Source organism: Acidisoma sp. 7E03 (genome assembly GCF_054665075.1).
Genome location: NZ_BAAFHE010000008.1, coordinates 129,170 through 141,504, shown reverse-complemented (window position 1 = coordinate 141,504; position 12,335 = coordinate 129,170). Strand labels below are relative to the sequence as shown.

Genomic DNA, 12,335 nt, shown 5'->3' with positions numbered 1-12,335 from the left:
AATGATGCGTGGTTAGATGCATACCGATGACACCCGATGACATTCTCTAAGCTTTTGTTTTCGGGGGATTTCGGGGGCGTTGGCAAGGGCTGAACCCTTCTGCAGAAGGGCGATGGCGGACAGGGTGGGATTCGAACCCACGGTACGCTTGCACGCACGGCGGTTTTCAAGACCGCTGCCTTAAACCGCTCGGCCACCTGTCCATCCGAGCGAATGGCAACCTAGAGTGCCTTGCGCTGGAGCGCCAGAGCGTCCGTGCGCAAGGCACTTGGGACGAAGCGCCACCCCGGGGCCCGCAGAGCTTAGGCGGGCACGGGCTGGTGCGTGGGCGCCGTGGCGGAAGCAGGCCGGCTGGCCACAGGCTGGGCCCCCGCCGGCGTGTCCCGCACGATATAGCCGCGGCCCCACACGGTGGTGATGACCTCCCCTGCCCCAGCCTGCGCGAGCTTCCGGCGCAGCTTGCAGACGAAGACATCGATGATCTTGATGTCCGGCTCGTCATTGCCGCCATAGAGATGGTTCAGGAAGGATTCCTTGGCGACGATGCTGCCGCTGCGCAGGAACAGCAGCTCGAGAATCCGGTATTCCTTTTCGGTCAAGTGAACGGTTTCACCGTCCACCGTGACGATGTTCGAGTCCATGTCGAGCACGATCGGCCCGCGGCTGATGCGCGAATGGCTGAGCCCCTTGGAGCGGCGTACCAGCGCCTGGACGCGTGCCCCCAGCTCCGCCTCGTCGAAAGGACGGGCCAGGAAGTCATCGGCGCCCAGGGAGAAAGCCTTCACCTTGGCCTGCGGCCGGGTGAGGCTGGACAGCACGAGGATGGGGACGGAGATGGAGGCCCAACGCAGCCGGCGGATGACCTCATAACCATCGGTGTCCGGCAGCATCAGGTCCATGATCAGCGCATCGTAATCATAGCGCTTGGCGAGTTGATACGCCTCTTCCCCGGTTTCGACATGTTCCAGCAGGGCGCCGCTCGATTTCAGCGCGCGCTGGATGACGGCAACGGCTTGAGCATCGGTATCGACGAGAAGGACACGCATCTGGATACACCCCCAGGTTGTGGCCTTAGAATTGCTACCCACACGTGTAAATGTCAACAAAGACTACAACTTTAGGTAGGTTCCCGGGAGGCGTTAGACAGGGGGCAACGGAGTTGACGAAAACGCGAGTAATTTCGATGACGGATCAATCATCCGATTTTCGCAACGGTCTTCGCCCGGCGAGAGTCATTCCGAACCCTATCCTCGCGGGTGACATCTCGTCGAAAAATCGTTTCGTATCAATATGATGCTTACTCGGAACGGTAGACATTCGAAACGAGCAACCCAGAACTGCTCGCTAAGGGCCGTTTTCGTCAGAAATTTTTAAGGAAAGGATCGGGAACCGTGGTGGGCGCAACAGGGATTGAACCTGTGACCCCCACCGTGTCAAGGTGGTGCTCTCCCGCTGAGCTATGCGCCCACGGTTCCGATGGCCGTCTTCCTAACCGCTGTTGGGCGGCGCTGCAAGAGGGCCAATCAGGCCCAGGCCCTCTCGCCTCGGGATGCGGCCTTGCGCCGCGCGCTCCGCACCGGGGCTTGCGGTGCGGCGAAGACTCCTGACCGTCAGACGGCGACTCGCATGAGATGCACGTCCACCAGCGGCCGCTTCTGCAGCCGCCGGCCCACCACGCGCCGCAGCGAGGCGCGCGCCGATTCTCCCAGCGCAAAGTCGTCCCGCCGCAGGGGCGCCGGGAGATCGGACACCGCCGCGAGGAACTCCGAGGCCATGCGGGCGGTTTCCGGGTCGTCCGCGTCGAACAGGCCGGGCGCGGAAATCCGCGCCTCCCCCAGCAGCCGGCCATTCCCATCCACCGCCAGGCTGCCGATCACCACGCCGTTGAACAGCATGCGTCGGCGCGCCGCCAAGACGCCGCCCGTCATCGGCACCAGGCGGTTGCCGTCCACCGCCAGCCGGCCGACCGGCGCACTGTCCACGATCTGCGGCGTGCCTGGCGCCAGGCGCAGAATGTCGCCATCCTCCAGGATCAGCGGCTTCGCGCCGGCTTCCCGCGCGAGATCGGCATGGGCCGTCAGGTGGCGCCATTCGCCATGGACGGGCACCGACCACTGCGGCCGCAGCAGCGCGTAGATCCGCCGCAGTTCGTCCCGCGCCGGATGGCCGGAGACATGGACCATGTGGTCGTCATCGGTCATCAGCCGCACACCGCGGCGGGCGAGATTGTCCTGCACCAGCCCCACCGCCCGCTCGTTGCCGGGGATGACGCGGCTGGAGAAGATGACGGTATCGCCTTCGCCGAGCGCGATGCGCGGATGGGTATCGGCCGCAACACGGGACATGGCGCTGCGGGCTTCGCCCTGGCTGCCCGAAAGAATGAGCAGCAGATTGTCGTCCGGCACGTCGGCCGCCGCATCCTCGCTGAGGAAATAGGGCACGTCCGCCAGATAGCCGCATTCCCGCGCCGCTGCCTCGATATTGCGCAGGCTGCGACCGGCGACGGCCACTTGCCGCCCCACCGCAAGGGCGGCGAGAGCGATGCTTTCCAGCCGCGCCACATTGCTCGCGAAGCAGGTGACGGCGACGCGGCCGCTGAGATGGCGGATGAGCTCAGGCAGCGCGCGGCGTACTTCCGCTTCCGAGCCGGAATGCCCTTCCACGGTCGCGTTGGTGGAATCGCCGATGATGGCGAGCACGCCTTCGTCCCCCAGGCGCTTCAGCGTCGCCTCGTCGGTTTGTGGGCCGACCACCGGATCGGGGTCGAGCTTCCAGTCCCCGCTGTGAAGCATGAGGCCATAGGGCGTGCGGATGGCGAGCGCCTGTGCCTCCGGCACCGAATGCGCCATGGCCACGAATTCGATGGCAAAGGGCCCGAGCGCCAATTGGCCGCCGGGCGGCACAACGTGCAGCGGCACCTCGGCCAGCAGCCCGGCTTCGGTGAGCTTCCGCCGCAGCACGGCGGCGGCGAAGGGCGTGGCATAGACCGGGCATTTCAGTTGCCGCCATAGCCAGGCGACCGCGCCCAGATGGTCTTCATGCGCATGCGTGATGACGAGGCCGAGGAGATCGCCCCGCCGTTCGGCGATAAAGCCCGGATCGGGCACCATGACGTCGACTTCGGGATGCTCGGGGCCGCCAAAGCCGAGGCCGCAATCCACGGCCAGCCACTGGCCGTTGCATCGGTACAAGTTCAGGTTCATGCCGATCTCGCCCGTCCCCCCGAGCGGGAGGAAGGCGAGATCGTCTTCATAGGTGTTCATAGGGCCCCTGTCCTTAATCAGTCTCCAGTGGGCTGGCGCTTCCAGTCTTTCGGCAGGCTGGGGGCAGGGTTGCGCAGCGCCAACAGACGCATCCCCTCCAGCGTGAGATCGGGATCGATCGATTCAAAAATCGCAGTACCCTCGGCGAACAGCGGGGCCAGGCCTCCTGTCGCGATCACCTTCATGGGCACGCCGAATTCGTTGCGGATGCGGGTCACCAGCCCTTCGACCATGCCGACATAGCCCCAGAAAATGCCGGAGCGCATGGCGGGCACGGTGGAGCGGCCGATGACGACCTGCGGACGGCCGATCGCGATGCGCGGCAAGCGCGCCGCGGCCCTGTGCAAGGCCTCGATCGACAGATTGACACCGGGCGAGATGATGCCGCCCACGAAATTGCCGTCCTGATCCACCACATCGAAATTGGTGGCGGTACCGAAATCCACAACTACCAGAGGGCCACCGTAAAGCTGGTGTGCAGCGAGGGTATTGAGCAGCCGGTCGGCGCCCACTTCCGTCGGTGCATCGCTGCGGATCTCAAAGCCCCAGTCGAGTTCCGAGGAGGCGATCATCGGCTCCACCTCGAACCACTCGCGGCAGAGACGGCGCAGATGGTAGAGCGCGGCCGGAACCACGATGCCGATCACGGCGCGGCTTACCTCGCGCCGATCGATGCCGGCATGGGTCAGCAGGGTCATCAGCCACACGGCATATTCGTCCGAGGTGCGCTGCGCATCGGTCGAGATACGCCAGGTGCCGCGCCAGTCGTGCCCGTCATGCACCGCCATGACGATGTTGGTGTTGCCCGCGTCGATGACGAGAAGCATCGCTAACTCCCCTGCCCCAGCAATACGTCGCCCGTGGAAATGACCAAAATCTCGCCGGCGGAAGACAATAGCAGCGCCCCTTCCGGTGAGAGACCCGCAAAGCTGCCGACCCGGTTCTGCCGTGCATCCGTCACCGTGACGAGCGTGCCGAGAGGATGGGCGGCGGCGAGCCAGGCGGCACGAACCGGGGCGAAGCCTTCCGCCGCGAGCCGGCCACGCCAGCGTTCCAGGCTGTCGAGAAAGGCGAGCGTTACGGCACGTGGCGCCGGGGGCACACCGTCTTCCGTCACCAGGGCAGCGGTCCGCCGGCCTTCGACGGGGGGGGCGATCGCGAGATTGGCGCCCATGCCGGCCACCAGCCAGTCGAGCCCCTCACCGCCGCTCGCCATCGCCGCATCGATCAGGATGCCGGCAAGCTTGGCGCCGTCGCGCAGCACGTCGTTTGGCCATTTCAACTGGAGCTGTTCGGGCGCGGCATCGAAGGCGCGCAGCGCTTCGATCAGCGCGACACCCACCAACAGCGCCCATTGTCCGGCACCACCCGCCTCCGCCGCATTCCGCGGGCGGAGCAGCACGGAGAGATAGAGGTTGCCCGGCGGGCAGCTCCAGCTACGGCCCCGGCTGCCGCGCGCCGCGGTCTGCGCCTCGGCGAGGATCGCGAGACCATCCGGCGCACCGCCGCGGGCACGATCCGCACAGGCGTCGGAGGTCGAGGAAATCGAGACGACTTCCTCGAGCCGGTATGCGGCAGGCAGCGGAAGCGGCGCGCCCTCGCCTGCCCTCAACCCAGCAGAGCCGAGGCGGCGGCCTGGGCCGCCGCCGTCACCGGGCCCACGACCAGGATGAAGAAGGCGGTCGCGATGCCGGAAATCGCCAGCACGAAGGAGAGCGAGGGGGCACGGCGGTCGAAGGCTGGCACCGGCGCGTCGAAATACATCACCTTGATGATGCGGAGATAATAGTAGGCGCCGATGACGCTGGCGATGACGCCGATGACGGCGAGCGTCCACAAGCCGCTCTGGATCGCCGCCAGGAAGACGTAGAGCTTGCCGAAGAAGCCGGAGAGCGGCGGCACGCCGGCCATGGACAGCATGAAGACCGCCATGACGAGGGCGAGCGCGCCGTCATTCCGGCCGAGACCGGCGAGATCGCTGATCTGCTCCACCGGGCGGCCGGCTTGGCGCATGGCCAGCACCACGCCAAAGGCGCCGAGCGTCATGAAGACGTAGGTGGCAAGATAGATCAGCGTCGCGCTGGTGCCGGAGGCGGAGCCGGCGGCCAGGCCCATGAGCGCGTAGCCGACATGGCCAATCGAGGAATAGGCGATCAGGCGCTTGATGTTGGTCTGCACCAGCGGCACCAGCGTGCCGACGACGAGGGAGACGATGGAGAGGATCTCCACCAGCAACCGCCAATCGCCGATGAGATGCCCGAAGGGGCCGATCATCACCCGCAGCAACAGCGCGAGCGCCGCGACCTTCGGCGCCGAGCCGAGCAACGCGGTGACGGAGCTGGGCGAACCCTCGTAGACGTCGGGCGACCACATGTGAAACGGCGCCGCCGCCATCTTGAAGGCGATGCCCGAGAGCACGAAGACCATGCCGATGATGAGCCCGGCCGAGGGCGTGCCCGCGGTCAGCGCCTGAGCGATCGCTGCGAAATCCGTGGTGCCGGAGAAGCCGTAGGTCAGCGACATGCCATAGAGCAGGATGCCGGAGGCGAGCGAGCCGAGCACGAAATACTTCAGCCCCGCTTCGGAGGACTTCAGGCTGTCGCGGGCAAAGGCGGCGATGACGTAGAGCGCGAGGGACTGAAGCTCGAGGCCGAGATAGAGGGTGATCAGGTTGGAGGCGCCGACCATCACCATCATGCCGACGGCCGCGAACAGGATCAGTACCGGATATTCCGGCCGTGCCATGTCCTCCTGCCGCGCATTGAAGTCGAGCGAGAGGATGATGGCGAGTGCCGCGGCCGAGAGGATCAGTATCTGGCAGAAGCGGCTGAAGGCATCCGCCAGGAAGAGCCCGCCATAGCCGACACCGGCGGGGCTCGCGACCACGAAGCCCGCCGTCAGCAGCAAGGCGCCGAGCGACAGCATGCTGGTGAGCTCGAAGGAGACGGTGCGGCGCGTGAACACGCCGGCGAGCAGGATCACGAGCGCGAAGAGCGACAGCGCGATCTCGGGGAAAGCGACGAGCCAGTTCATCAGTTGGCCCCCTCGGCCAGAACGGTGCCTGCGGTCGAGGCGAGATGCGGGGCGTGGCTCGCGGCCAGCGCCAGGCTGTGCTGCTGCGCCATGGCGGTCGCCGTCGCATCGAAGAAGGTGGAGAAGCTGGCGGGATAGAGACCCATCCAGAGGGTGAGGACGACGAGCGGCACCAGCATCACGATCTCACGCGCGCCGATATCCTTGAGCGCAGCAAGCTCCGGCCGCTCCAGCGCGCCGAAGACGACGCGGCGATACATCACCAGCGTATAGACGGCGCTGAGGATCAGCGTGGTGCCCGTGAGCAATGCCACCCAGAAGTTCACCTTCAGCGCCGCGATGATGACCAGGATTTCGCCGACGAAGGCTGCCGTGCCCGGCAGGCCCACCGTGCCCATCACGAAGATCATGAAGAGCAGCGCATAGAAGGGCATGTTGCGGGCGAGGCCGCCGAAACCGTCCATGCTCTGGCTATGCGTGCGGTCCATCAGCACGCCGACGCAGATGAAGAGCGCGGCCGTGATGAAGCCGTGCGAGAGCATGCGGAAGAGCGAGCCCTCGATCCCCTGCACCGAGAAGGTGAAGATGCCGACGACGGCGATGGCCATGTGGCCGACCGAGGAATAGGCGCAGAACTTCAGAAGGTCGCGCTGCACCAGGGCGGCGATCGAGGTGTAGATGATGGCGACCACCGCGAGGGTGAACATCAGCGGGGCGAAATACTGGCTGGCCAGCGGCAGCATGGGCACCGAGAAGCGCAGGAAGCCGTAGCCGCCCATATTGGCGAGGACGCCCGCCAGCAGAACCGAGCCCGCGATCGGCGCCTCGCGATGCGCATCGATCAGCCAGGTGTGGACGGGCCAGATCGGAATCTTCACGGCGAAGGCGGCGAGGAAGGCGAGGAAGAGCCAGAATTGGAGATGCGGCGGCAGCGGCGTCCGCAGCATCGCCGGGATGCTCGTCGTCCCGTCGTGGTACCAGAGGGCGAGCAGGCCCAGCAGCATCAGCATGGAGCCCGCGAACATGAAGAGGAAGAACTTGATCGCGGCATAGCGCCGCCGCTCCCCGCCCCAGACGCCGATCATGACGAACATCGGGATGAGCACGGCTTCGAAGAAGACGAAGAAGAGCACGAAGTCGAGCGCGCAGAAGAGCCCGATCATCGTGGTTTCCATGACCAGGAAGGCGATCATGTATTCGCGCACCCGGCTCTCCACCGTCCAGGCGGAGAGGATCGCGATCGGCGTCAGCGCCGTCGAGATCAGGACGAACATCACGCTGATGCCGTCCACCCCCATGCGGTAGTCGACGCCGTATTGCGGCAGCCAGGGCAGGGTTTCGACGAACTGGAAGCCGCCATAGGCTTTGTCGAAGCCGAACCACAGCAGCAGGCTGAGCACGAAGACGACGAGGCTGGTCCAGAGCGCGGTCCAGCGAGCAGCGCGCGCCGTCGCCACGTCGTCACCACGCAGGAAGAGCAGCACGACCACGCCGGCCAGCGGCAGGAAGGTGAGCAGAGAAAGCAGCGGAAAACCGGCCTGGTTCATCACACTCACCGGAAGATCAGGAAGACGGAGACGAGCACGACGAGGCCGATCAGCATGACGAAGGCATACTGCGCGACGGAGCCGCTCTGCAGGCGGGCCAGGCCGCCGGCCGAGCCGCGCGCGATCAGCGTGCCGCCGCGAGGAATGCCGTCGATGACGCCTTCGTCACCCACGTGCCACAGCAGCCGGCCGAGGGCGCGATACGGCCGCACGAAGATCACGTCGTAGATCTCGTCGAAGTAATACTTGTTCAGCAGCAGCCGGTAGATGGGCGCGAAACGCTCGGCCATGACAGCCGGCAGTTCGGGCTTCAGCACATACATGACATAGGCGAGCAGGATGCCGAGCACGGCGAGGACGGTCGGCAGCACGGCCATCACGAAGGGCACGCGCTCGATGTTCTCGAGAATGTCGGGGTGGGTGATGGAAGCAATCGCCCCGTTCCAGAAGGCCTTCTGATCCGCACCGATGAAGTCATGCGCGAAGAGGCCGCCCACGAAGATGGCACCGAGCGCCAGCACGAAGAGCGGGCCGGTCATCACCAGCGGGCTTTCATGCACATGGCCCATCACATGCTCATCCGCACGCGGCTTGCCGTGGAAGGTCATGAAGATGAGGCGCCAGGAGTAGAAGGCCGTCAGGAAGGCGGCGAGCACGGTGCAGATCCAGGCATACCAGTTGCCGCCGGCAAAGGCCGCGCCGACGATGGCGTCCTTCGAGAAATAGCCGGAAAGCGGCGGAATGCCCGCCAGCGCCAGGCTGCCGATCCACATCATGACGTAGGTATAGGGGATGAGCCGCGCGAGGCCGCCCATCTTGCGCATGTCCTGCTCGCCCGACATCGCATGGATCACCGAGCCCGCAGTGAGGAAGAGCAGCGCCTTGAAGCATGCATGGGTGATGAGGTGGAAGATCGAGGTCTGATAGGCGCCGACCGAGACGCCCACGAACATGTAGCCGAGCTGCGAGCAGGTCGAATAGGCGATGACGCGCTTGATGTCCGTCTGGGTGCAGCCGATGGTCGCGGCGAAGAGCGCCGTGGTGCCGCCGATGACGCCGATGAAGACGAGCGCCGCCGGGGCATATTCCAGCAGCGGCGACATCCGCACCATCAGGAAGACACCGGCGGTCACCATCGTCGCGGCATGGATGAGGGCGGAGACGGGCGTCGGGCCTTCCATCGCATCGGCCAACCAGGGATGGAGCCCGAGCTGCGCCGACTTACCCATGGCGCCGATGAAGAGCAGGATGCCGATCACGTCCATGGCGTTCAGATCGGCACCGAAGAGATGATAGGTCGCATGGGCATGGGCGCCGGCGGCAGCGAAGATGTCCGGGAAGCGCACCGAGCCGAAGAGGAAGAAGACGAGCGCGATACCGAGGGCGAAGCCGAGATCGCCCACGCGGTTCATCACGAATGCCTTCACGGCGGCGTCGTTCGCCGACTTCTTCTCGTACCAGAAGCCGATGAGCAGGTAGGAGACGAGACCGACCCCTTCCCAGCCGAAGAAGAGCTGCACCAGGTCGTTCGCCGTCACCAGCATCAGCATGGCGAAGGTAAACAGCGAGAGATAGGAGAAGAAGCGCGGCACCGAACGGTCGCCGTGCATGTAGCCAACCGAATAGAGGTGGATGAGGGTGGAGACCACCGTCACCATCAGAACCATCACGGCGGAAAGGCTGTCGTAGCGCAGCGCCCAGTCGAAGTTCAGCCCACCGACATGCAGCCACGTGGCGACCGGCACGATGCTTTCCGGCACCACATGGGTGAGCATCTGGACGCCCGAAATCACGCCACAGACCGCGGCGAGCAGCATGCAAAGCAAGCTGACGAAATGCGCGCCCTCGTCCTTCAGCCAAGGGCCGAAGAGACCGGAGACGAGCGAGCCCACCAGGGGCGCGAAGACGGCAATTGCGAAGATCACGTCTCAGCCCTTCATCAGATTGACGTCTTCGACCGCGATCGAGCCGCGGTTGCGGAAGTAGGTGACGACGATCGCGAGCCCGATCGCCGATTCGGCGGCGGCGACCGTCAGCACGAACATGGTGAAAATCTGCCCGGTCAGATCGTGCAGCAGGCCCGAGAAGGCGACGAAGTTCAGGTTCACGGCGAGCAGCATCAGCTCGATCGACATCAGGATGGTGATGACGTTCTTGCGGTTGATGAAGATGCCGAAGATGCCGATCACCAGCAGAATGGCGGAGACGACCAGGTAGGGACCGATCCCGATGGGCATGTCAGTGCGCTCCCGGCTTGGGGGTGGCGGCGTGCTGGGCTTCCGGCAGCGTCAGGCGCTGTTCGCCGGGCGCCAGCTGCGGATCGGGCCGCAGGATGCCAAGCTCCTTCACCCCCGCGCCGGCCGGCACGTCCATCATCACGAGGGTGTCGACCGGGTGGCGGGCATTCTGGCGCGCGATCGACTGCGACCGGGACCGCCGGCGCTCGCGATGGGTCAGCGTGATGGCGCCGATCATGGCGACCATCAGCACGGCGGAGGCCGCCTCGAAGAGGAAGGCGTAGTGCGTGTAGAGCACGCGGCCGATCGCGTCCGTATTGCTCAGGCCCACCGGCATCGGCGCCATGCGGAGCGCGCCGGCGACGGGCGCCACCGTCCAGCCGCCGATGATCAGCACCAGTTCCAGCAGCAGGATGACGCCGATGACCGCGCCAATCGGCGCATAGCGCTGAACGCCCGCGCGCAGCTCGGAAAAGTCGATGTCGAGCATCATGACGACGAAGAGAAACAGAACGGCGACGGCGCCGACATAGACGATGAGCAGGATGAAGGCGAGGAACTCGGCCCCCGCGATCAGGAACAGCGCCGCGGCGTTGAAGAAGCAGAGGATCAGGAACAACACGGAATGCACCGGGTTGCGCGCCGTCACCACCATGACCGCGGAGGCGATCATGACGGCGGAGAACAGATAGAAGAAGAGTTGTGCGAAGATCATGGCGCGTTACCGGTAGGGAGCGTCGAGTTCGAGGCGCCGTGCCAGCTCCGGCTCCCAGCGGTCACCGTTCGAGAGCAGCTTCTCCTTGTTGTAGAGCAGCTCCTCGCGCGTCTCGGTGGAGAACTCGAAGTTGGGGCCTTCGACGATGGCATCCACCGGGCAGGCTTCCTCACACAGTCCGCAATAGATGCACTTCACCATGTCGATGTCGTAGCGCGTGGTCCGGCGGGAGCCGTCGGCTCGCGGCTCGGCCTCGATGGTGATGGCCTGGGCCGGGCAGATCGCCTCGCACAGCTTGCAGGCGATGCAGCGTTCCTCGCCATTGGCGTAGCGGCGCAGCGCGTGCTCACCGCGGAAGCGCGGGCTGAGCGGGCCCTTCTCGAAGGGATAGTTCAGGGTGGCCTTGGGCTTGAACATGGTGCGGAAGGTGATCGCCATGCCGCTGACGAGTTCCGTCAGCAGCAGGCTGCGCGCCGCGCGGTCGAGGACACCCATTATCTCATTCCCCTTGTTGTCGTCGCAGCGATCACTCGATCAGCCATGGGGCAGCCACCCGAAGACTTCGAGGGCCGCCGCCGTCAGCACCATCCAGCCCATGGAGAGTGGCAGGAAAACCTTCCAGCCAAGGCGCATGAGCTGGTCGTAGCGGAAGCGCGGGAAGGTCGCACGCACCCAGATGAAGACGAACATCACGAGCAGGATCTTGAGGATCAGCCAGATCGGGCCCGGAATGAAGGCAAGGAAGGGCAGCGGAGACATCCAGCCGCCCAGGAAGAGGATGGAGGTCATGGCGCTCATCAGCGTCATGTTCGCGTATTCGCCGAGGAAGAACATGGCGTAGCTCATGGAGGAATATTCCACCATGAAGCCGGCCACGATCTCGCTCTCGCCTTCCGGCAGGTCGAAGGGCACGCGGTTGGTCTCGGCCAGGCCCGAAATGAAGAAGACGATGAACATCGGGAAGAGCGGAATGCAGAACCAGAGCCCGTTCTGCGCCCGCACGATGTCGTTCAGGTTGAGGCTGCCGACGCAGAGCAGCACCGAGACCATGACGAAGCCGATGGAGACTTCGTAGGAGACCATCTGCGCCGCCGAGCGCAGAGCGCCGAGGAAGGCGTATTTCGAGTTGGACGACCAGCCGGCGATGATGATGCCATAGACGCCGAGCGAGCTGATCGCGAAGAGATAGAGGATGCCGACGTTGATGTTGGCGATCGCGAGGTGGTTGCCGGTGGGCACCACGGCCCAGGCCAGCATGGCGAGGCCGAAGGTCAGGATCGGCGCGATGAGGAAGAGCGGACGGTTCGCCCCCGTCGGGATGATCGTCTCCTTCATCACCATCTTGATGGCGTCGGCGAAGGGCTGCCACAGGCCGAAGGGGCCGACAACGTTCGGCCCCTTGCGCAGTTGCATCGCCGCCATGATGCGGCGTTCACCATAGGTCGCGTAGGCCACGATCATCAGCAGCGGCACCAGCACCGCGAGGGTTTCGAGCGCGGCGAGGATGATTTGGCCGAGAATGGTCGAAAAGAAGCCCATG

Annotated in this window: 11 protein-coding genes and 2 tRNA genes; all 13 read right to left on the bottom strand. The window is 65.2% G+C overall.

The window, feature by feature from the left end; translation table 11 throughout:
- Positions 1-113: 113 nt before the first annotated feature.
- The 13 genes from ACYQ6W_RS13895 to nuoH all read right to left on the bottom strand — a co-directional run bounded on the left by ACYQ6W_RS13895 (position 114) and on the right by nuoH (position 12,334).
- A tRNA-Ser gene (locus ACYQ6W_RS13895) sits at positions 114-203 on the bottom strand.
- Between the two features lie 99 nt (positions 204-302).
- A complete protein-coding gene (locus ACYQ6W_RS13890) occupies positions 303-1,046 on the bottom strand; it encodes a response regulator transcription factor (RefSeq protein ID WP_459676037.1) in 744 nt (247 codons plus the stop codon).
- 346 nt (positions 1,047-1,392) lie between these two features.
- Positions 1,393-1,467: transfer RNA gene (locus tag ACYQ6W_RS13885), tRNA-Val, on the bottom strand.
- A gap of 143 nt (positions 1,468-1,610) precedes the next feature.
- Positions 1,611-3,263: a ribonuclease J gene (locus tag ACYQ6W_RS13880; RefSeq protein WP_459676036.1), complete on the bottom strand. Its 1,653-nt coding sequence runs from the start codon at positions 3,261-3,263 to the stop codon at positions 1,611-1,613.
- Positions 3,264-3,280: 17 nt separating this feature from the next.
- Entirely contained in the window at positions 3,281-4,090 is an 810-nt protein-coding gene (locus tag ACYQ6W_RS13875; RefSeq protein ID WP_459676035.1) for a type III pantothenate kinase, read from the bottom strand.
- 2 nt (positions 4,091-4,092) lie between these two features.
- Positions 4,093-4,875 carry a biotin--[acetyl-CoA-carboxylase] ligase gene (locus ACYQ6W_RS13870; RefSeq protein ID WP_459676033.1) on the bottom strand — a complete coding sequence of 261 codons (783 nt, stop codon included), beginning with the start codon at positions 4,873-4,875 and terminating at the stop codon, positions 4,093-4,095.
- Positions 4,872-6,296, bottom strand: a complete 1,425-nt coding sequence (gene nuoN, locus ACYQ6W_RS13865; RefSeq protein ID WP_459676032.1) for an NADH-quinone oxidoreductase subunit NuoN — start codon at positions 6,294-6,296, stop codon at positions 4,872-4,874. Before nuoN ends, ACYQ6W_RS13870 begins: the two co-directional genes overlap by 4 nt.
- Positions 6,296-7,843, bottom strand: a complete 1,548-nt coding sequence (locus tag ACYQ6W_RS13860) for an NADH-quinone oxidoreductase subunit M (protein WP_459676029.1) — start codon at positions 7,841-7,843, stop codon at positions 6,296-6,298. The genes nuoN and ACYQ6W_RS13860 overlap by 1 nt, the downstream gene beginning before the upstream one ends.
- A gap of 5 nt (positions 7,844-7,848) precedes the next feature.
- On the bottom strand, positions 7,849-9,768 hold the full coding sequence (gene nuoL, locus ACYQ6W_RS13855; RefSeq protein ID WP_459676028.1) for an NADH-quinone oxidoreductase subunit L: 1,920 nt from the start codon (positions 9,766-9,768) through the stop codon (positions 7,849-7,851).
- A 3-nt stretch (positions 9,769-9,771) separates the two neighbouring features.
- Entirely contained in the window at positions 9,772-10,080 is a 309-nt protein-coding gene (gene nuoK, locus ACYQ6W_RS13850; RefSeq protein ID WP_459676027.1) for an NADH-quinone oxidoreductase subunit NuoK, read from the bottom strand.
- Between the two features lies 1 nt (position 10,081).
- Complete coding sequence (locus ACYQ6W_RS13845; protein ID WP_459676237.1) at positions 10,082-10,792, bottom strand: NADH-quinone oxidoreductase subunit J; 711 nt, start codon at positions 10,790-10,792, stop codon at positions 10,082-10,084.
- A 9-nt stretch (positions 10,793-10,801) separates the two neighbouring features.
- Positions 10,802-11,290 (bottom strand): NADH-quinone oxidoreductase subunit NuoI, encoded by a 489-nt coding sequence (gene nuoI / locus ACYQ6W_RS13840; RefSeq protein WP_459676025.1) that lies wholly within the window; start codon positions 11,288-11,290, stop codon positions 10,802-10,804.
- Positions 11,291-11,329: 39 nt separating this feature from the next.
- Positions 11,330-12,334, bottom strand: coding sequence for an NADH-quinone oxidoreductase subunit NuoH (gene nuoH / locus ACYQ6W_RS13835; RefSeq protein ID WP_459676024.1), 1,005 nt, complete (start codon positions 12,332-12,334; stop codon positions 11,330-11,332).
- Position 12,335: the final 1 nt, after the last annotated feature.